Source organism: Haliscomenobacter sp., from assembly GCF_965225875.1.
Taxonomy (GTDB): Bacteria; Bacteroidota; Bacteroidia; order Chitinophagales; family Saprospiraceae; genus Haliscomenobacter.
In genome coordinates this window covers 1,560,406-1,580,572 of record NZ_CBDDBS010000002.1, presented here as the reverse complement: position 1 = coordinate 1,580,572, position 20,167 = coordinate 1,560,406, and the positions used below count along the sequence as shown (strand labels likewise).

The following is a 20,167-nucleotide window of genomic DNA, read 5'->3' as shown; positions in this document are numbered from 1 at the left end:
CCGATCATCATGAAATACCAAGTTCTTTTCTGCTCTCTTTTTGCTTTTTGCCTGCTGTTTGGACAGTCGTCTTCATACGCTCAAACCAGTGTCACGATCCCCATCGAATCCAAAGATTATGCCCTGATACTCCAAACCGATGCGGATCAACGTCTTGGCATCACCCATTTTGGCAAACGTCTCAGCGATGCTGCCGAATACGCGGGCATCAAGGCCCTATACAAACACAATGACGGCAATGCCGGGATTTACAATAATGTCTACACTCCAAGTGGTTCCTGGAGCTTGGTGGAGCCAGCCCTGCAAATCATTCACGCCGATGGCAATACCTCGACTGAATTGAGGTATGTGAGCCATCGCAAGGAAATGTTGGCCAATCAGGTAAGCCAAACCAGTGTACTGCTGCGCGACCCGGTATACGCTACGGAAGTCACCTTGTACTTCAAAGTCTACCCCCAAAACAACGTATTCGAACAATGGAGTGAAATAAAAAATGCGGAAAAAGGCAACATCCGCCTGGGCAAATACGCCTCGGCGAACTTGTACTTCATGGGTTCCGACTACTACCTGCGGCATTACCACGGCACCTGGGCTGGGGAGATGAAACCCGAAGAAACCCGTTTACCTTTTGGCATCCACACCCTTGATTCCAAATTGGGTGCCCGTGCAAATCTGTATCAACCCCCAACTTTCATGTTGTCTTTCGATCAACCCGCTACCGAAAACAGTGGCAAAGTACTGCTGGCCAACCTGGCCTGGTCGGGCAATTTCAAGATCGACTTTGAAATGGACAGCTACCACAACCTGCGCTTGATTGCCGGCATCAATCCCCATGCTTCGGAATACCAGCTGGCGGCAGGGCAGAGCTTTAAAACCCCGGCGCTGATTTATGCTTATGGTGAAAATGGAATTGGTGAGGTCAGCCGGAATTTGCACAGTTGGGCGCGGAACTTCCGGGTGCTGGATGGGAAGGGCTCTCGCCTGACCTTGCTGAACAACTGGGAAGCGACCTATTTTGATTTTGATGAAAAAAAACTGGTGGGTTTGTTTGCCGGGGCCAAAAAACTGGGCGTTGATTTGTTCCTGCTGGACGACGGCTGGTTTGGCAACAAATATCCCCGCAATGGAGATGTAGCAGGTTTGGGTGATTGGCAGGAGAACGTCAAAAAATTACCGCATGGCATTGGATATCTGGTAGAGGAAGCCTCCAAAGCTGGTGTGAAATTTGGCATCTGGGTCGAACCCGAAATGGTCAACCCCAAAAGTGAACTCTACGAAAAACACCCCGACTGGGTCATTCGCCAGCCCGAGCGGCCCGAGCATTATTTTCGCAATCAACTCGTATTGGACTTGAGCAACCCGGAAGTGCAGGATTTCGTCTTCGGGATTCTGGATAAGCTATTTACCCAAAACCCGGACATCGCCTTCATCAAATGGGATTGTAATGCCGTGATTTACAATGCCCATTCGGCCTATTTGGAAAAGCAAAAAATGCCCCAAACCCACCTTTACGTCGATTATGTCAATGGTCTGTACAGCGTATTGGAACGCTTGCGCAAAAAGTACCCGGTGGTGCCCATGATGCTCTGCTCGGGTGGCGGTGGCCGGGTGGACTATGGAGCCCTCAAGTATTTCACCGAGTTTTGGGTTTCAGACAATACCGACCCTCTGGAGCGGATTTTCCAACAATGGGAATATTCCTATTATTACCCTGCCATTACCCATTGTGCCCACATCACCGATTGGAGCAAGGTGGGTATCAAATTCCGCACGGATGTGGCCATGATGGGCAAAATGGGTTACGACATTGTGGTGGATCACCTCAAGCCCGAGGAACTGGAATTCAGCCAGCAGGCCATAAAAAATTACCAATCGATCAGTGATTTGATTTGGCATGGAGATCTATATCGATTGGTGAGTCCCTGGCAAAACCCCATTGCCTCCAGCATGTTTGTCAGCCCTCAAAAAGACCGGGCGATTGTGTTCAATTATGTGGTGAGCAATCGCTACGAAAATACGTTTTCTACGGCACCGATTAAATTGCAAGGTCTGGACCCCGTGAAAAAATACCGTTTGACCGAACTCAACGTATTCCCGGGCACCAGGTCGAGCATCAATGCTACTACGGTTTATTCCGGGGATCTATTGATGACGGTTGGTTTTAATCCGAGTCTGAGTCTTCGTCGTACGAGTGTATTGGTGGAGGTGAAAGAGGTGCGTTGATGATTACTCAAGTAATGCTAAAACGAGGAAGAATGTCAAAATGGCTCTTGTTTGTTTGTTTGCTATTTGTGGGGTACGCTTCCCTGGCACAAGGCGTGTACATCCCCCACGGCTTCAAAGGTCCTCTTTTTTTTGACGTCAGTGGCCGCTTGCTGCCTAATAAAGATGGTGCACGGGTATACCGCATTTTCCAGGAAATTGGGGCTGGCGCTAAAAAAAAGGACAAAGTTGAAATAGATGAAACGGGCCGTATCGCTGTTTTTAAAACTCCTAACCTCTATTTTTACTTTGAAGACCACTTCATAACTGGCGAAATCAAAACGCAAGGCTACGTTTGGGTTACGGCTATCCACCAGGAGTCGGGACTGGGGCTGTTTTCCTGGAAACTGCACTTGAAAGGAGAATGCCGCTGGTATCATTTTAACGGGAAGCTGTCGATAGTTGGGGTTTATGAGGGGGAAGAATGGTATGGTGAACAAAAAGAATTCGACCAGAATGGATCGCTAACCCGCCTTACCCACGGAAAACCCTGGGCAGAATACGACTACTTCTTTGAGCGAGAGGTGCTTAAAAAAAAGGATTTCCGTTATGACGAATCCCTGGAAAAAAGCACTTTACCTGCCCCCCAACAGCGCAATGCCAAGGCAGATCAAAATCTGATCGATGCCAAACCCATCGATTTTGTGGCACTCATGAATGAGGCACCCCGTTTCGAAGTGAAAAATTACCGTCCTTTTCTGGGCTTGTACCAGGGCGAAACAATCAATGGAACCCTGAAAAAAAAGGCGAGTGCCAATCTTGAAATCGTAGAATTTATTGAAAAAAAGGGAACTTTTATTGCCGAGTTTTATGCCTTTGAGGGTTTTGAAGTACAGGCCAAGTTGACGGGCAGTGTAAACGATAATGTGCTTTTTGCCAGAGGAGACTGGATGATTGGCGGCGAAAAAATGGGCTACATCACCCTGGCCATTTTTTTACAGAAAGAAGAGGGGAAGATCGAAGGCTTTTTTAGTTTGAGGTCTTTTGACTTGGAAGCGAAGGCGCAATCTTGTTCTTTTAAGTTGATTCGGGAATCGAAGTAAGCACTTTTTTCCCCAGCCTTTGTGCCCACCACATCTGCCTCTCTTTCCAGGCCTGGATCATCCTTCCTTCGGATAAATTGTCGAGACAGAGGCGTAGGCTAAAGAAATACTTTCAACCTTGTAATGGCTTTCCTCGGCATTGAGCCCTGAAATTTCCCATTTGATTGGATAGGCACCTCCAAAAAACCAGGACATTTTAGGCGACTTGCTTTCGGCATCCAGCAAATGGACAATGATGTCTTTGGTAACGATTTTCGCATTGAGCCCTTGGGACAATTGCTCATTGCACCACTTGCCAAAGCTGGCTCCTGCCGTGGTGACTAGCCCTCTTTTTAGCACTAGCGTAGAATCGTTACTAAGCCGGACTGGAACTTTATGCACATACCGATTTTCTCCACCTTCGGAGATTTCTTCAGTGGACATTTCAGTAGTAATCCCCGAAACCTCCAAAAAACCAGCTTCCAGGTGGTCACTTCCAGTAGATTCACCAAGTATTTCCACGGAAAACAAAAAGCCCAATGGCGGAAAAAAAGATTCCATGTTTTATGTTTTTTTCTTTTGTGGCCAAGATCAGAATGGCCATTACCATAGCACAATCAATACAAGTAAAGCTCAGCGCTATCCCGAATTTTGGCAATCAACCACATATATACTAGGAGCAGCTCCTGCTAAAATTTGGGATAAACCTTCGCAAGGGCCAAATTTACTTGGCTTCCATTAACAGCCCTTCATGACCCCAAACGATTTCTTCGATGGCTGCTTCACTGGTTTGGGCGTTCAAACTCGCTCCAGTGACCTTTTTGGGGAAGGCGTTGGTCAAAGTCCAGATAAAAAGTGGGGTCTTTGAATCACTATCGATCAAAGAAATGGTAATGGTTTGTCTTTCTACCGTATTCATCTGAATTTCGGTAAAAAAATCATACAAAGCTTGGTCTCCCTTGAAAACCCCTTTTTTCATGGTGATGTCGGAATATTTTTTCAGGCCTGGCATTTTGACCACTGAAAAGGATGGATTGTTGCCATTGCGGTATTCAATGACATCAATTTCAGCGTCCAAACCAGATACCTCTTGACAAGAAATTTCGGTATTTCCAACCATCACCCGAAAGTGAAAACTTGGAATTGGCCACGGTGCTTCTTGCTTTCCTCCAGCCATGTTATTTAGATTAAAAGATGAGTTAAAAAATTTGACTTACACCTTATGAAGTCAATCATTTAACCTCAATCAGCTGCTCATACAATCCCTAAATTTACAAATTAGAATCACTTCCTCAATGCTAATTTCAGGACAGCACAGGAAAGTCTCCAATTCTTCAACATGTACTTTTATTTTGTCGCTGTTCCTAAATCGCTTTCAACCTACATCAAATGGTCAAATATCTTCTGCTTTGGGCACTTGCATGGATCTGCATTGTCCCGATTAATGGGCAAAAAGCACTTAAAATCGACCGCGAAAAACTGGTCAAACGCCACAACATCAGCCATACTGAGATCACCCCTTTTAGCCCACTCTCCGTAGGCAATGGCAAATTTGTTTTCACTGCTGACATCACGGGTTTACAAACATTCCCGGAACATTACGAACCTGGCATTCCACTAGGTACTCAATCCGACTGGGGTTGGCACTATCCTCTTAACCCCCGTGGCTACAAGCTAAGTGACATCTTAAAACCCTATCAAGTGGGCGACCGCGAGGTCAAATACGCTTGGCGCCACAGCATGGCTAGCGATACCTTCAAGGCAAATGCTTCTGATTGGCTGCGCGAAAGCCCCCACCGCATCCATTTGGGGATGATTGGCCTGGAAATGCAAAAAAAGGACCAAAGCCCGGTAAGCATTGAGGACTTGAAAAATCCCAAACAAGAACTGGACCTTTGGACGGGCCGGATGAGCAGTACCTTTGAAATAGAAGGCCAGCTGGTAAAAGTGGAAACCCTGGGCAATCCAAATCTGGATGGAATCTCGGTACAAATTACTTCCCCTTTGGTGGAGGAGGGCCGACTCAAAGTCAAAATCCGCTTCCCACTGGGCATTCCGCAGCGCCTGAGTTACAGCTTTACCCAGAATGACCAACACCGCAGTGTATTGCTGGACAAGAGAAACCAGCGGGTCCTGTTCTCCCACCAGCAGGACAACGACTTGTATTACATTGGCGTACGGCACAGTGCTGGCGAAATTCAGGCGGGGGGGGCACATACCTGGTTTTTGGTGCCTGACGCCAAGAAGCCAAAGTTTGAATGCAGTCTGGTTTTTAGCCAATTCGAGTTTCCCCTTAACCGCATTCCCCATCACGACAGCATCCGCATTGCCAATGCCCAATCCTGGTCGCGTTTTTGGAAAAGTGGGGGCGCCGTCGATTTTTCTCAATGCACCGATTCCCGCGCCAAAGAACTGGAACGCCGGGTGGTTTTATCCCAATACCTCACCCGCATCAATTGCGCCGGAACCCTTCCGCCTCAGGAAACCGGCCTGACTTACAATAGTTGGAATGGCAAATTCCATATGGAAATGCACTGGTGGCACGGCGTACATTTCCCGATGTGGCAACGCGCGGAGTACCTCCGCCCCCAAATGGCTTATTACAAGCGGATTCAGCAAAAAGCCAGAGCCACTGCTCAAATGCAGGGCTACGCAGGGGTGCGCTGGCCTAAAATGACTGGCCCTGAGGGTGACGAAAGCCCCAGCGGCATTGGTCCCTTCCTGATCTGGCAACAACCCCATTTCATTTATTTGGCTGAACTTTTGTACCAGGATAAACCCAATAGAGCTACGGTAACGCAATACCAGGAACAGGTTTTTGCCACAGCAGAATTCATGGCTTCTTATGCGCGCTGGGACGAAAAACGCCAGCAGTACGTACTGGGCCCAGCCTTGATTCCTGCGCAGGAAAACTTCCGCCCGGAAACCACGATGAATCCTCCCTTTGAATTGGCCTACTGGCGCTGGGCTTTGCGCACTGCGCAGGAATGGCGCAAAAGGGCTGACTTGGCTCCAAACCCGCAATGGCAAAAAGTCATTGATCAATTGGCACCATTGGCAACCCGGGATGGCTTGTACCTCTTTGCGGAAAATGCAACGGACAGTTACCTCGATTCTGCGTATTTGCACGATCACCCCATGATTGCAGGCACCTACGGGATGTTGCCTCCTTCGCCCGAAGTGGATCCAAAAATCCTCGAAAAATCCCTGGATGCCCTTTGGACCAAGTGGGACTGGCCCAGCACCTGGGGTTGGGACTATCCCATGCTGGCCATGAGCGCGGCCCGCATGAAACGGCCCGACTGGGTGGTGGACTACCTCAGCATGAAAACTGTCAAAAACACCTACCTCACCAATGGCCACAATTACCAGCGTTTCGACCTGAGCATTTATCTACCGGGGAATGGAGGTTTATTGGCGGCTATTGCCATGATTTGTACCCAGGGTGCCTGGCCAAAGGATGGGAACTGGAAGGTGAGATGGGAGAAACTAAGAAGCCTATAATTTTTTCTATCTTCATCCAATCAATCGCAAATCATTTTCAACCCATGCCCAATTCAGTCTCCTTACTCGACGGCCTTATCATTGTGGTTTATTTTCTGTTGATGGTCGGTGTCGGCCTGTATTTTTCAAGACGCAACAACAGTTCTGCTCAATTTACTACGGCCAGTGGGCGTATTCCGGGCTGGGCCTTGGGTCTGTCGTTTTATGCTACTTTTTTGAGTGCCATTACTTTTTTAGGGGACCCGGGCAAATCTTTTGGCAGCAATTGGAACCCTTTTGTGTTTAGCCTTTCTATGCCTTTTGCCGCCTATGTTTCCGCGCGCTTTTTTGTGCCCTTTTACCGCGAGCAAAAGGTGGTCAGCGCGTACAGCCATTTGGAGGAGCGGTTTGGAGCCTGGGCGAGGACATACGCCATGCTCTGTTTTATCATGACCCAGTTGGCGCGTATGGGTACCATTTTTTACGGCGTAGCCCTGATGTTGAACGCCCTGACTGGCTACGGAATGCACTGGATCATTTTAACCCTGGGCTGTTGCATTATTGTGTACACGGTTATGGGGGGCATGGAAGCGGTGATCTGGACGGAGGTGGTGCAGGCCATTATCAAAACCCTGGGTGCGCTGTTGATTTTGGGGATCGTGTTGTCACAAGTCAAATTTTCCACCATAGTGTCAACGGGTTGGCAAGAACACAAATTCAGCTTGGGCAGCTTTCGACCCGATTTTTTTCAAAGCAGTTTTTGGGTCGTGTTTTTGTACGGCTTTTTCATCAACCTGACCAATTTTGGCATCGATCAAAACTACATCCAACGCTACCACACCGCCCGGAATACCCAGGATGCTTCGCGCAGCATCTGGCTCTGTGTGGTGTATTACCTACCCGTTTCGATGCTTTTCTTTTTCATTGGAACGGCCTTGTATGTCTATTACCAGCAACAACCTGAATTGATCCTGGAACTCAAACAGCAGGTCACCCTTGAAAAAGGACTGGATTTCAACGCCTTGCAGCCTGCTGATTACGGAGATAAAGTATTGCCGTTTTTCATCAAAACACAAATCCCTACGGGCTTCCTGGGCTTATTGATGGCGGCTTTATTGTCGGCGGCAATGAGTACCATGAGCAGCGGCATGAACAGCTCCGCCACCGTTTTTTTACAAGACATTTATCAGCGCTACTTTAATCCACAAGCTAGTCCCGAACAGCAATTGCGGGTATTGCGGATTGCCACGATCGTCATGGGCTGTCTGGGTATGGCTTTTGGTTTGGGCATGATCGGGGTGAAAAGTTTGTTGGATGCCTGGTGGAAAATGGCCGGTTTGTTTGCCAGTGGGATGTTGGGATTGTTTTTGTTAGGCTTTTTGAATAGAAGGGTAGGGGAGCGGGCGGCAAAAATTGCAGCGATTTTGGGCCTGATGCTCATTTTTTGGTTGAGTTTCAGGGATTATTTTCCACTGCATTGGCAAAGCCCCTTTGATTCCAAATTGACGGTGGTATTGGGGACTTTGACGATTGTAGGCATCGGGGTATTGATGGAGCGGGTTTGGAGGAGAAATGCTAGCTAGTTTTAGCGGCCTCTCCAACCAAGGCAGTCTACTTAGGGCTGGAACAAAAACGGAAATTATACTGCACAAGTCAAACACTACAATGCTAAGGTGTTCCTCTTTTTTTCGTAGAAGCCTGAAAATATGCAGTATATTTCCTTAGAAATGGCGATTGTAAAAGTAGCCATCAGTGCTGGTTTTTTTTTATTTGACCAGTTGCGAATCAATTTGCAACCGAAAAGCAATTGCTGTGCAATTTTATTGTTTATCCCCACAAAATCCTTTATTTTAGCGCAAAAGGTATTTTCCAAACGCTAAAGCAAAGCACTTCAACATCATGGCTGAAATTCAACAATTCTGGAATGCTATCGCTGAAGCAATCCAGGAGAAATTTGGCAATGGTCACCCTGAAACCTGGAACAAGTACAAAATCACGATCTTTTTAACCGACTTTTCGACGAAGTTGGGACAACTCTGCAGCCAGGATGAGCGTAAGGCCATTCTCTGTGGGGCAAAAAAAAATAGAGCAGGAGAACTCACCCCTCCAACCATTACCTATCACTCTTTTCGCCGTATTTTCATTACTAAAGAAAGCTCCGGTAATCGATCTACCCGAGAGATGTTCGCCATTTACCTGGGCTACGATTCTGCACATGATTTTATGGTGCAAAAAGGCATTTGGACTGCCCTTGAGCCTGATGATATTGCCACTCCTTGGGCCCGAAAACGGGCTCGTCTTTGGTTGGCAATTGCGACACTGCTTGCTCTTATCGGATTTTCCGTTTATTGGAGCCGCCCCACTGAAACCAGGTATGCATTTGTAAGAAATGAATTGGGAATAGTCCTGGTCAATTTGTCCAAGGAACGCCGGGTGAAACTCACCCCTTACACTGAAGACATAGCTGGCCTTGAATTTGATCCTCAGACCAGAACCCTTTTTTGGGCTTGTCCCAATATAGATTATCAAAGTATTGGTTGTGTAAAGCTCAAACCGAATTTCAGCGGAGTTGAAATTGAATCCTTAAATAGGAATTTGACCCCAAAAATGGAAGGGCCAGTGGGGATTGCCCTGGATACCAGGCAACAGTTTATCTATTGTTCTGATTACAAAGACTCGCTTATTTTGAAATTCGATTACCATGGCAAGTTAGTTGATACGGTGCTTACGGAGAAACTGCCCGGGGCCCCATCATCGATAGTGCTGGATGCAAAAAACCAAATCTTGTATTGGACAGATATAGACAATAACCGTATTGGGAGATTGTTTCTGCTCGAAAAACGAGCCGAACCTTATTTCATTACCAATGCAGGGGAGTTTCCTGATGGCCTTTCTATCGACACTTTGAATAGACGGCTTTATTGGGCCAGCCACAAGTCATCCCAGATTGGATGGGTTCAACTTCCCAATTCAGTGCCTCATCTGGTAAGTGTAAGTGATCAACCAGCTGCGGTCGAGGTTGATGCGAAACAGGGAGTATTGTACTACGCTATTTGGAAAAGCCCTTTTGTGGGAAAAATATTGCTCAGTAAACTCCATTCAGCAAAAAAAATCAGCAAAGTGGATTCTTTTTTTGTAGAGGCAGCGCATCCTGGCGTGATTAAAGTACTCAATATCAAAAATTAAAGTCTCAAATGGCCCGGCTAGCCACCAGTCTACTCACGGTGGGTTCTTTACTCCCCCCCTTAGGCTCAATCGTCACATTTAAACTTGCTGCATTTTCTAAAAAAACCAAATCCTGGTATTTGGCCAAATCTTGCGCGATCAACCCGATGCTAATCATCTTCCCCGCTACATCTACCCAAATCTGATATTGCTGGTCTTCCGGTAACTTTGGTAAATTAAAAGGATTGAGCATGGCTTTTTTACTCACTTTGTTCCAATAAACCAAGGCCGCTGCTTCGGTATTTGTAGTCGTTTCAGTCAGTACCACAGGCTGGGTTTGGGGGTCTTTGAGGAAGGCAATTATTTCTTCTCGGCTTTCACAGGTACTCAACTGAGTCAATAAAGTTTTGTTTTCCTCCTGCAAATTGCGCATACGCAAAGCAGATAAAACACACAACAGTGCTAAGGACCCAAGCACCACCACGCTCAACCAATGGACTTGACCATAAGTTTTGGTAGCCGGAGCACTGAGCGTGCGCTGAGTTTCGCTCGTTCTTTGTGCCGGCGCTGGAATGTCTTGTTGCAGGGCGTATTGCTTGATGGCTTCCCGCATTGATGTTACTTCCTGAACGAGTTCGGGGTACAAATTTAGGTGTCGCTCTACTTCCTGTGTTTCGTCAGGGTCAGTAATGCCTAAAACGTATTGCTCCAATAATCCGCTTGCCAAAAAAGTCTGCTTATCCATAGTGTTGGTGTCAAAACAAAAGCAAAACAGCAAAATGAAGAAAAGGTTGAGAAGTTGAGGAGTTGAGAAGTTGAGTGTCGCTCGCGGTAGCCTCAACTTCTCAACCGCTCAACTCCTCAACTTTTTCCTTATCTTCGCTCCGCGTTCTTCATCCCCGCAACCTATGGACCAGGCACTATTTAAGATCAGAGAAAAAGGAAAATTCGGTTTTATCAACCAACAAGGTGAGGTAGTTATTGAGCCACAATATTATGAAGCTGAAGACTTTTTTAATGGTTACTCCCGTATTCGCCTCAACGACAAGTGGGTTCCAATGGACACTTTGGGCCGCTTGTTGATCAAGCATTTTTTCAATTTTGTGGGTTATTTTGAAGAGGGTTTGGCTCGGGCACAACTGGTTAACCGTTGGGGGTACATCGATCAAAAATGCAATATTGTCATCGATATTCAGTACGATCAGGCTGGTGATTTTAATGCAGGTCTGGCAGCAGTGAGCCGCCGCCGGCAGTATGGCTACATCGATCCGGAAGGGGATTGGGTGGTACAACCCCAGTACGAATGGGCGGGCCCCTTCAGCAAAGGACTGGCACCAGTAGCCTGGAACGAAGGATCGGGGTTCATTGAGCCAGATGGCTTTTTAGCCTTTAGCACCCCCTATGAAAAATGTATGCCCTATCAGGAGGATGTAGCCGTTTGTGTGCATCGCCGACTATGGGGCTTACTCAATCGACAAGGAAAAACCCTTTGTGAACCCCAATATTTGTACAAAGAAGGAATTTCCAACGGCGATTTTTTTGACGGCATGGCCATTATTTGCCGGGACAATCTTTTTGGCTTCATCAACCAGAAGGGAGAAGAAATTGTAGCCCCACAATATGGTGCAGTTGGTGATTTTAGCGATGGTTTGGCTCCTGTACAACAAGACAAATTGTATGGCTACATTGATCCCAGGGGAAAAGAGCAGATTTCCATCCAATTTCAGGATGCCAATGTGTTTTCAGAAGGTTTGGCTGCGGTGAACAGCAAAGGCTCCTGGGGCTATATTGATCGATCGGGAGAAATGGTAATTCCGCCGCTCTATCGGCAAGGGGGGAACTTTAAAAATGGATTAGCCTTGGTGATTGCGGCTGGGAAATGGGCCTATATTGATACCAAAGGGCAGCCAGTGTGGGTAGAAAATATAAGATAAAAAGGACTATCGTTCCCTGAAGTGATTCCTTTGGTGCCTTAGGTTTCTTAGGTGGTAAAAAAAGAATAAAGCCTGCGGAGCAGGGTCTTCTTTCACCACCTAAGAAACCTAAGGCACCAAAGGAATCACCTAAGATTAACACACTGCAATCACATCCACATTCCCCTTCACCTTTTGGCCAATTTTTACTTTTACTTCCGCATCGAGGGGCAAAAACAGATCTACCCGTGATCCAAACTTAATGAAGCCAAATTCTTCACCCTGCACCAGGGTTTGCCCGGGCTGGACGTAATACCGGATTCTCCGAGCCACTGCACCTGCAATTTGGCGCAACAAAATTTCTACTTTGGCATTTTTGATCACCACGGTAGTTCTTTCATTTTCAGTGGAAGACTTGGGATGCCAGGCTACCAGGTACTTTCCAGGATGGTATTTGGCATATTGTACGGTGCCTCCAATCGCTGCCCGGTTGACGTGCACATTCAGGGGCGACATAAAGATGGAAACCTGGAGTTTTTTTTCCTTGAAATACTCGTTTTCTTCTGCCTCTTCAATGACCACCACTTGCCCATCGGCGGGGGCATAGATGATGCCTTCTCCTAATGTTGAGATGGCCCGTTTGGGGTTGCGGAAAAACTGCACGATCAAAGCCCAGAAACCTAGGCTTAGTAGGCCCAACCAGGGCTGAATAATTGGCAAAAACAAGGCACCTAAAATATTGATCCCGACAAGCAAAAGGCTTGCTAGGATAATGATGAGGTAACCTTCGCGATGTATGCGTATCATTTTTAATTAATTAATGATCCAAAACAAATAGGCTGCCGAAAAAGGCAACTGAAACATAAATCCATCAAAACGATCTAAAAAACCCCCATGCCCTGGCAAAAGGCCACTGGAATCTTTGATGTTGATGCCTCTTTTAAAACTGGATTCAACCAGATCCCCAATTGACCCAAAAATGATCACAATGAAGCCCAATACCAACCAATGTATGAATGCTAATTCCGGGAACAATCTCCACAAACCCCAGGCGACAATCAGGGTGAAAAAAGCAGCACCAAGCGAACCTTCCCAGGTTTTTTTGGGCGATATTTTTGGAAACAGGGGCGTTTTACCCAATTTTGATCCAACCAGATAAGCACTGGTATCACTCGTCCAGGTCATCAGCATCAGGCCAAGGGGAATGTGGAACGAAAAATCTGAGCTAATGAAGGCAATCGCATTCAAAAGGGCAAAAGGCACACCTATATATAATATGGTCAAAAAAATGAATCCAACCGATTGAAAAGCCTGGGTATTGCCTTGGGACAATTCAAAGACAAAGGGCAAAAACAACAATGGGAAAAAACACATCAGCATTGGCAGCCAGCAATCATCCGGAATAATGCCCAAATTCAAAGCACTAAGCCAGGCATAAGGAAGCAATCCCAATGCCACTGCAATGGATCGACGGATCAAATCCTGGCGATTGTCTTCAGAAAACGTCAAACCCGTAAACTCCCATAAACACATGCCCGTAATGAAGCCAAAAAGTAGCACAAACGGAATCTTGCCCCCAAATACTCCCCCCAGCATAATCAATACAAAAAATACGGCGGTGATTACCCTCAATCGAAGACCTCCCATATTAGCTATTTTGCTGTTTATGTAAACGGCTCAAGTAGAATCCTACCACGACCAATATGGCCAAGCCCAGAGTGCCCCCCAGCCAATTTGGACTGTCGATGGCCTGATCGGGCGAAAATTGATCAGCTTTTTCACCCAAAAAATAATAAGCAATCACTTGTAAACTGTTGAACAAAAAATGGACCAGAATTGGCAACCACAAACTGCGCGACCAGTAAAACAAATAGCCCAAACCAGCACCTAAAATCATGCGGGGCAAAAAACCAACGAACTGCATATGGATGGCACTAAAAATGATGGCGGTGATCCAAATGCTGAGGATTGGGTTATTAACAAACTTATTCATTTGTTGCTGGACAATTCCCCGGAAAACCAATTCCTCCCCCAATGCTGCCACTACTCCAACGGTGAGCAAATTGAGCAACAACTCTGCCGGGCCATCCATGTGGAGCAATATTTTGACCAACTCGTTGGCACTTTTTTCCATGTCTTTCATCCACATGGGCAATGGCAATTGCTGATTGAGCCAATAACTGGTTTGTGCCACTGGGAAAATGGCCAGCACAAACAAAATTCCTCCGCCAATGAACAACCAGCTGGGCCATTGTTGTAAGCGTAATTTTTCGAGCCATTTGCCTCTGAAAAAAAGCAAGGCAACTGCAACTGCACCTCCGGTGAAAGCAAAGAGATGGGGAAAAAGGTTGGCCCAGCGCGCCAAATTGCGTTGTTGCAAACTGGCATCCTCTTTCATATTGCCTAAAAAAGCCAAGCCATCCAAACCTTGCGCAAACATCAAGGCATTGACGAGCATCGAACCAAGAATCAAACCGACCAACATGAATGCAACCAGGCAAAGTAAGATCATCCAGGGAGAGGCCTCTTTACGTTGAACAGGCATTTCTGAATCCGGGAGTGGGTAGTCCATGAATTTTTTTGGTAAAATTACGTAAAGTCCTTGATCAATCGGGGAAAAAATATCGAGCTTTGTGCCTCGGCTTCGCTCGGCAACGGGCGCTGAGGCACAAAACAATGAAATATGTCAACCGTACGTCTAAGTGTCAACATCAATAAAATTGCGCTAATCCGCAATTCCAGAGGCTCCAATTTACCCGATCTCACCCAAATTGCCAGAGACTGTGAAGCATTTGGTGCCCAGGGGATCACCGTACATCCCCGGCCGGATGAGCGCCATGTGCGTTTTGATGATTTACCTCTCCTGAAAAATATCGTGAGTACCGAATTCAACATCGAGGGGAACCCCGATGCACGGTTTATGCGGGAAGTCACCCAGGTACAACCCCACCAAGCCACCCTCGTCCCCGATGGCCCTCAGGCCCTCACCTCCGATCAGGGTTGGGATACCTTAAAATACCATGACTTTTTGGTGGACGTAGTCGGCGAATTGCAAGCAGCAGGGATTCGGGTATCTATTTTTGTAGACGCTGATGAGCGATTGGTTGAAGGCGCCAAAGCCGTTGGTGCCGATCGCATCGAATTTTATACCGGGCATTATGCCAAAGATTTTTTGAAAAACCCTGCGGAAGCGGTTAAAAAACACGCGCAGTGTGCGCAACTGGCCGTGAATCTAGGTTTGGGCATCAATGCCGGGCATGACTTGAACCTCCAAAACCTGAATTTTTACAAAAATGAAGTGTTGGGGCTACAAGAAGTATCAATTGGCCATGCCCTGGTTTGTGACGCATTATACTTCGGACTCCAAAATACCATCCAGATGTACTTGCGGCAATTGGTGTAATTGACTTATATGAAAAAAAATATCATTTTACGAAAATGGTTTGCTACATAAAAAATGAGAAATTCATAAAATGAATGGCCAAACTTGGCTAATTATTGACAAATTTTGAGTTATCCGACCTTAAATTATCAAAAATTCATGAGCAAGCTGTAATATTCCAACATCTTTTTGTCGCCGACTGATAAAAAGAAATTTTATTTTTTCAACGTAAAACAGCGATAGTATGAAAAAACACTTACTAGCACTTGTGCTGGTACTGTTCGCATTTGTAGCTACATGGGCACAACGAACAGTTACCGGTAAGGTGATCGACAAGCAAGGTGAAGCACTTATTGGTGCGAGTATTCTTGCAAAAGGTACCACCAGCGGTACCGTTACCGACATCGATGGGACATACAGCCTTTCCGTTCCCGCCAACGCCTCTATTCTTGTAGTTAGTTACACTGGGTACAACACCCAAGAAGTTACACTTGGCAGCTCTAATGTAGTGGATGTAACCCTTGAAGCAGGGATTACACTGGAAGAAACCGTGATCACCGGTTTGGGGATCAAACGTTCAGAAAAATCAGTGCCTTATGCCGTACAAACGGTAAAAGCCGAAGACCTGAACGTAATCCGTCAGACCAACCTCAACAACGCCCTAGCTGGTAAAGTAGCTGGTGTGCAGTTGCGTGGACAGTCTACGGTTAAATTGGATCAAAACTCCACCATTCGGATTCGTGGTGCTGGTTCTTTGAATGACAAAGCGCCACTTTACGTTATCGATGGTACTCCTGCAGATGCACTCGACTTCAATATGGACGATATTGAGACCTTGACTGTGTTGAAAGGACCAAACGCTACGGCCATCTACGGCCAGCGTGGTGACGCCGGGGTAATCGTAGTTACCACCAAAAAAGCTGCCAAGCGCCCCGGTATTGGTATCCAGTTCAACCAAAGTACTTTCCTGGACAAGGTGTACATCCTGCCCAAGTACCAGAATGCTTATGCAGGTGGTGGTTCTGCCGACCTCATCAAGTTCTCCTGGGAACAAGGCATGCCTGAAGAGTGGAAAACTTTCGAAGGCAAGTACTACCACGACTATTCTGACGACGCCAGCTGGGGTCCACGTATGGTTGGCCAAGAGTACATTCCATGGTATTCCTGGTATGTAGGTACACCAGATTTTGGCAAGACTGAAAAATTGGTCGCTCAGCCAAACAACATCCGCGACTTTTACAACACCGGGGTAAGTACCAACACCAACCTGAACTTCACAAAAGCTGGTGACGGATTCTCTTCCCGGGTATCTTTGACCAAGCAGAATACCAAAGGTTTGTTGCCTAACTCTGGATTGGACAAATACACTTTGTCTACCCAGAATACCCTCAACCTGAGCAAACACTTTGAAGTAGGCGCCAATATCAACTTTACCACGACCAAGGTAAATGGTGAATTTCAAGACGGTTACTCCAACAACAGTACTGGTTCCTTCAACTCCTGGTTCCACCGTAATCTGGACATGAGCAAGATCAAAGAGTTGAGCAATATGCGTTCACCTCAAGGCATCCTGGGCTCCTGGAACCACAACAACCCAGGCTCTTACCTGAGTTCTCCATTGGCATTTTATGGTGCCAACTACTGGTATAACTTCTTCGGCTATTTTGATCAACTGGATCAGCAGGCCAACCGCGAACGTTTATTTGGTGACATCAGCCTGACCTACAAACTCAATGACAAATTCCGGGTTACAGGCTTTGTACGCCGTAACCAGGCGAATACTTTCTTTGAGAACAAAGGCCCAGCAATTTTGCAAAACAGCGCAACACAGACTGGTTTTAAAGCCTTCTACGGTACTGGTCAAACCTTTAACCGTGAAGACAACTACGAATTGCTGGCCGTTTATTCTGACCGCATCAGCGACTTGCTTTCTGTGGAAATCAACGCAGGGGGGAACATTCGGAAAAACACGCGCAAGGACTTTACGGGTAACACCGTGGATGGTCTGAGTGTACCCGATTTGTTTACTTTGGGTAACTCCTTCAAGCAGCCATTTGCTTTTGGTAACTTCCGCTCGAACAAAGAAGTACGCAGCTTGTATGCACGTGGTTCTTTTGGTTTGAAAGACATGTTGTTTGTAGACTGGTCCGTACGCAACGACTGGAGCTCTGCGCTGCCAGTTGAAAACAACTCTTACCTCTATCCATCAATTGGTGGTAGCTTTGTATTCAGCGAATTGACCAAAAACTCCCTGCCTTTCCTGAGCTTCGGTAAACTCCGTGGTAGCTGGGCACAGGTAGGTTCCGATTTGGATCCATACCAATTGGCTTTGACTTATGGCCTTGGTGCTGACCAATACAATGGCAACATCCTGATGGGTACCCCCAACGAATTGGTAGATCCAAATATCCAACCTTCACTGTCATCTGCCATTGAATTTGGTTTGGATTTGCGTTTTGCCAAAAACCGCCTGGGCTTGAGTGTAACTTACTACGATGAATCCAAGACCAACGAAATCCTTTCTGTTTCTGTAGCTGGCGCCAGCGGGTTTACCTCCAAAAAAATCAACGCCGGTCAAATCGACCGTCATGGTGTGGAAATCCAATTGGAAGCAAAACCTGTTTCTACCAAGGACTTCAGCTGGGACATGAACCTGAACTTTGCAAAGAACACTACCGAGATTGTTGAATTGGCAGATGGCATCAACGCCTTCATCGCTGAAACAGGTACTTTTGGTACTTCTTCTGGTGCCCGTTTGGTACACGTAGTTGGCCAAAAGTGGGGTCAAATCCGCGGTGGTGGCATCCAAAAGCTCAATGGCAAAAACGTAGTAGACGCCAGTGGCCTCTTCGTTGCACAGCCTGATTCTTATTTTGGATCTGCTCTGCCTGATTTCACTGGTGGTTTCTTGAACACCATTGCGTACAAAGACTTCCAGCTGAACTTCAACATCGATTTCTCTAAGGGTGGCAAGTACTTCTCATTGTCTGACCACTGGGGAACTTTCTCTGGTCTGTTTGAGCGTACTGCTGAATTGAACGACAAAGGAAATCCTTCTCGCGACCCAGTTGCTGACGGTGGTGGTGTACACGTACAAGCGGTAAATGCCGATGGTACTCCATTTGATGGTTACATCGATGCACAGACTTACTGGCACCAGTTCCGCAGCCGCAACATCGCTGAAACGAACGTTTATGACCTGACATTTGTTAAACTACGTGAAGTGAGCCTGGGTTACAACTTGCCAGTGAAAAAAATGGGCTTGAGCAAATATGTTCAAAAAGCCACTATTTCATTGGTAGCGCGCAACCCATGGTTGATCTACTCCAAGAACCGCGACTTCGATCCATCTGAAATTTCTGACAGATATGGTGAAAACGGTCAGTTCCCAGGTACTCGTTCATTTGGTTTCAACATTTCTTTGGGCTTCTAAAAACAAATAATAATGAAGAGATTCATGTTCCATAAATCCGCTTTGGTAGTGCTCACTGCATTGTTCGTAGCAAGCAGCTGTGACATTACCGACTTCGGAGATACCAACGTCAGCCCCAACGCCACAACTATTCCAATTACCTCGGCGTTGCTGACCAACTCCATCATCGGTACTTTTAACGCCGGTACTTTGCGTGATGTTACTGCGGGTGCTTATGCCCAGTATGTTTCGGCTACTCAGTATACCGAAGCAACGCTGTACACCTTTTCCAACCCTGCTTGGGATGGCGTATATGCTGGTGCATTGTACGATTTGCAAAACATCATCAACAACAACACCGATCCGGCAACTGCCCCTGTGGTAGCTGTTAACGGTTCCAATGCCAACCAATTGGCGGTTGCCCGCATTGTGAAGGCATACCGTTACTGGTGCTTGACCGATGATTATGGCGATATTCCTTACTCTGGTGCCTTGAAGGGTGAAGCTCAGGTTCCATACGATAGCCAGGCAGACATCTACAAGGATTTGTTCAAGGAATTGAAGGAAGCAGTCGCTCAATTTGACGGCGGTTTGGCTGCCAAAGGTGATATCCTTTACAATGGAGACATTGCAAAATGGAAAAAATTCGCCAACTCGATTCGCCTGATCATGGCATTGCGCATTTCCAAGGTAGATGCTACTTTGGGTAAAGCGGAAGCAGCTAGCGCGATTGCCGCTGGTGTGATTGAATCAAATGCCGACAATGCCGTAATGAGCTGGCCAGGTGGCGCTTTCAAAAATACCTGGTTCCTGCTTTATGATGGTCGTAAAGACTGGGCGATCAGTGACATCGTGGTTAACGCCATGAGCCCGCTGAATGACCCACGTTTGAAAGCCTTTGCTACTCCAAACAACAAAGGTGAAATCGTGCCTATGCCTTATGGCCTGACTCGCGATGCAGCCATTGCTTACACCAACGTTCACCCTGATTTCTCATTTATTTTGGATGCTCCAATGCGCACACAAAGTGCTCCACAGGTAATCCTTTCTGCAGGTCAGGTATTTTTGGCTCGTGCTGAAGCTGCCCAACTAGGTTGGACCTCTGAAAGTGCTGCTACCATGTATGCTAATGGTATCAAAGCGAGCTGGCAAGAGTGGGGGGTATTCGACCAGGCCAAGTTTGACGCTTACCTGCAGGCAGATGGCGTTACCTTGTCTACTGGATCGGCACCTGCAAAAATTGGTTTGCAACGCTGGTTGTCCTTTTATCCTAACGGATCTCAAGGTTGGTACGAATGGCGCAGAACGGGTTATCCAGACCTGAAGCCTACTCCGTTTGCAACCAACTCCAGCAAACAAATTCCAGTGCGTTACGCGTATCCATCTACCGAACCAAACTTCAACGGCGCTGCTTATAACGCTGCTGTTGGTCGTTTGACTGGTGGAGATACCCAGGACGCCAAAGTTTGGTGGGATAAATAAAATAGGGTGTGAGTTTGGGTGTGGGTGTGCGTGTGATGCGCCCTGT

15 protein-coding genes are annotated in these 20,167 nt (G+C 46.8%); 9 read left to right on the top strand and 6 right to left on the bottom strand.

Annotation, left to right across the window (positions count from 1 at the left end; genetic code table 11):
- The first annotated feature begins 9 nt into the window (after nucleotides 1-9).
- Together ACO08K_RS09125 and ACO08K_RS09120 are read left to right on the top strand one after the other, a co-directional pair.
- Complete coding sequence (locus ACO08K_RS09125; protein WP_421796086.1) at nucleotides 10-2,223, top strand: alpha-galactosidase; 2,214 nt, start codon at nucleotides 10-12, stop codon at nucleotides 2,221-2,223.
- A 32-nt stretch (nucleotides 2,224-2,255) separates the two neighbouring features.
- Nucleotides 2,256-3,305: a hypothetical protein gene (locus ACO08K_RS09120; RefSeq protein WP_421796085.1), complete on the top strand. Its 1,050-nt coding sequence runs from the start codon at nucleotides 2,256-2,258 to the stop codon at nucleotides 3,303-3,305.
- 57 nt (nucleotides 3,306-3,362) lie between these two features.
- On the opposite strand, the gene ACO08K_RS09115 is transcribed toward ACO08K_RS09120, so the two are convergent.
- Together ACO08K_RS09115 and ACO08K_RS09110 are read right to left on the bottom strand one after the other, a co-directional pair.
- Nucleotides 3,363-3,845, bottom strand: coding sequence for a phage tail protein (locus ACO08K_RS09115; RefSeq protein WP_421796084.1), 483 nt, complete (start codon nucleotides 3,843-3,845; stop codon nucleotides 3,363-3,365).
- A 163-nt stretch (nucleotides 3,846-4,008) separates the two neighbouring features.
- Nucleotides 4,009-4,461, bottom strand: a complete 453-nt coding sequence (locus tag ACO08K_RS09110; protein ID WP_421796083.1) for a phage tail protein — start codon at nucleotides 4,459-4,461, stop codon at nucleotides 4,009-4,011.
- 212 nt (nucleotides 4,462-4,673) lie between these two features.
- Here ACO08K_RS09110 and ACO08K_RS09105 point away from each other — a divergent pair, with 212 nt between their 5' ends.
- From ACO08K_RS09105 to ACO08K_RS09095, 3 genes are all read left to right on the top strand, one after another.
- Nucleotides 4,674-6,788 carry a hypothetical protein gene (locus tag ACO08K_RS09105; protein ID WP_421796082.1) on the top strand — a complete coding sequence of 705 codons (2,115 nt, stop codon included), beginning with the start codon at nucleotides 4,674-4,676 and terminating at the stop codon, nucleotides 6,786-6,788.
- Nucleotides 6,789-6,832: 44 nt separating this feature from the next.
- Nucleotides 6,833-8,350 (top strand): sodium:solute symporter, encoded by a 1,518-nt coding sequence (locus ACO08K_RS09100; RefSeq protein ID WP_421796081.1) that lies wholly within the window; start codon nucleotides 6,833-6,835, stop codon nucleotides 8,348-8,350.
- Nucleotides 8,351-8,666: 316 nt separating this feature from the next.
- Nucleotides 8,667-9,953, top strand: coding sequence for a hypothetical protein (locus ACO08K_RS09095; RefSeq protein ID WP_421796080.1), 1,287 nt, complete (start codon nucleotides 8,667-8,669; stop codon nucleotides 9,951-9,953).
- 4 nt (nucleotides 9,954-9,957) lie between these two features.
- Here the strand turns inward: ACO08K_RS09095 and ACO08K_RS09090 are convergent, their stop codons facing one another.
- On the bottom strand, nucleotides 9,958-10,677 hold the full coding sequence (locus ACO08K_RS09090; protein ID WP_421796079.1) for an anti-sigma factor: 720 nt from the start codon (nucleotides 10,675-10,677) through the stop codon (nucleotides 9,958-9,960).
- Nucleotides 10,678-10,840: 163 nt separating this feature from the next.
- On the opposite strand from ACO08K_RS09090, the gene ACO08K_RS09085 reads away from it, so the two are divergent.
- Nucleotides 10,841-11,866 carry a WG repeat-containing protein gene (locus ACO08K_RS09085; protein WP_421796078.1) on the top strand — a complete coding sequence of 342 codons (1,026 nt, stop codon included), beginning with the start codon at nucleotides 10,841-10,843 and terminating at the stop codon, nucleotides 11,864-11,866.
- A gap of 135 nt (nucleotides 11,867-12,001) precedes the next feature.
- On the opposite strand, the gene ACO08K_RS09080 is transcribed toward ACO08K_RS09085, so the two are convergent.
- From ACO08K_RS09080 to ACO08K_RS09070, 3 genes are read right to left on the bottom strand one after another with little or no spacing between them, the layout of a single operon-like run.
- Entirely contained in the window at nucleotides 12,002-12,649 is a 648-nt protein-coding gene (locus ACO08K_RS09080; RefSeq protein WP_421798302.1) for a phosphatidylserine decarboxylase family protein, read from the bottom strand.
- Between the two features lie 9 nt (nucleotides 12,650-12,658).
- Nucleotides 12,659-13,492 carry a phosphatidate cytidylyltransferase gene (locus ACO08K_RS09075; RefSeq protein ID WP_421796077.1) on the bottom strand — a complete coding sequence of 278 codons (834 nt, stop codon included), beginning with the start codon at nucleotides 13,490-13,492 and terminating at the stop codon, nucleotides 12,659-12,661.
- Between the two features lies 1 nt (nucleotide 13,493).
- The gene (locus ACO08K_RS09070) at nucleotides 13,494-14,417 is read right to left on the bottom strand and encodes a CPBP family intramembrane glutamic endopeptidase (protein ID WP_421796076.1); all 924 of its coding nucleotides are present in this window, start codon (nucleotides 14,415-14,417) and stop codon (nucleotides 13,494-13,496) included.
- Between the two features lie 111 nt (nucleotides 14,418-14,528).
- Between ACO08K_RS09070 and ACO08K_RS09065 the strand changes: the two genes are divergently transcribed.
- The 3 genes from ACO08K_RS09065 to ACO08K_RS09055 all read left to right on the top strand — a co-directional run bounded on the left by ACO08K_RS09065 (nucleotide 14,529) and on the right by ACO08K_RS09055 (nucleotide 20,121).
- A complete protein-coding gene (locus ACO08K_RS09065; RefSeq protein WP_421796075.1) occupies nucleotides 14,529-15,248 on the top strand; it encodes a pyridoxine 5'-phosphate synthase in 720 nt (239 codons plus the stop codon).
- Nucleotides 15,249-15,471: 223 nt separating this feature from the next.
- A complete protein-coding gene (locus tag ACO08K_RS09060) occupies nucleotides 15,472-18,660 on the top strand; it encodes a SusC/RagA family TonB-linked outer membrane protein (protein ID WP_421796074.1) in 3,189 nt (1,062 codons plus the stop codon).
- 12 nt (nucleotides 18,661-18,672) lie between these two features.
- Entirely contained in the window at nucleotides 18,673-20,121 is a 1,449-nt protein-coding gene (locus ACO08K_RS09055; RefSeq protein WP_421796073.1) for a SusD/RagB family nutrient-binding outer membrane lipoprotein, read from the top strand.
- Nucleotides 20,122-20,167 lie beyond the last annotated feature (46 nt).

Excerpts from the sequence above, each read along its gene's own strand:
- ACO08K_RS09125 (WP_421796086.1), top strand. The coding sequence starts at position 10 with ATGAAATACCAAGTTCTTTTCTGCTCTCTTTTTGCTTTTTGCCTGCTG.
- ACO08K_RS09120 (WP_421796085.1), top strand. The coding sequence starts at position 2,256 with ATGTCAAAATGGCTCTTGTTTGTTTGTTTGCTATTTGTGGGGTACGCT.
- ACO08K_RS09115 (WP_421796084.1), bottom strand. The coding sequence starts at position 3,845 with ATGGAATCTTTTTTTCCGCCATTGGGCTTTTTGTTTTCCGTGGAAATA.
- ACO08K_RS09110 (WP_421796083.1), bottom strand. The coding sequence starts at position 4,461 with ATGGCTGGAGGAAAGCAAGAAGCACCGTGGCCAATTCCAAGTTTTCAC.
- ACO08K_RS09105 (WP_421796082.1), top strand. The coding sequence starts at position 4,674 with ATGGTCAAATATCTTCTGCTTTGGGCACTTGCATGGATCTGCATTGTC.
- ACO08K_RS09100 (WP_421796081.1), top strand. The coding sequence starts at position 6,833 with ATGCCCAATTCAGTCTCCTTACTCGACGGCCTTATCATTGTGGTTTAT.
- ACO08K_RS09095 (WP_421796080.1), top strand. The coding sequence starts at position 8,667 with ATGGCTGAAATTCAACAATTCTGGAATGCTATCGCTGAAGCAATCCAG.
- ACO08K_RS09090 (WP_421796079.1), bottom strand. The coding sequence starts at position 10,677 with ATGGATAAGCAGACTTTTTTGGCAAGCGGATTATTGGAGCAATACGTT.
- ACO08K_RS09085 (WP_421796078.1), top strand. The coding sequence starts at position 10,841 with ATGGACCAGGCACTATTTAAGATCAGAGAAAAAGGAAAATTCGGTTTT.
- ACO08K_RS09075 (WP_421796077.1), bottom strand. The coding sequence starts at position 13,492 with ATGGGAGGTCTTCGATTGAGGGTAATCACCGCCGTATTTTTTGTATTG.
- ACO08K_RS09070 (WP_421796076.1), bottom strand. The coding sequence starts at position 14,417 with ATGGACTACCCACTCCCGGATTCAGAAATGCCTGTTCAACGTAAAGAG.
- ACO08K_RS09065 (WP_421796075.1), top strand. The coding sequence starts at position 14,529 with ATGTCAACCGTACGTCTAAGTGTCAACATCAATAAAATTGCGCTAATC.
- ACO08K_RS09060 (WP_421796074.1), top strand. The coding sequence starts at position 15,472 with ATGAAAAAACACTTACTAGCACTTGTGCTGGTACTGTTCGCATTTGTA.
- ACO08K_RS09055 (WP_421796073.1), top strand. The coding sequence starts at position 18,673 with ATGAAGAGATTCATGTTCCATAAATCCGCTTTGGTAGTGCTCACTGCA.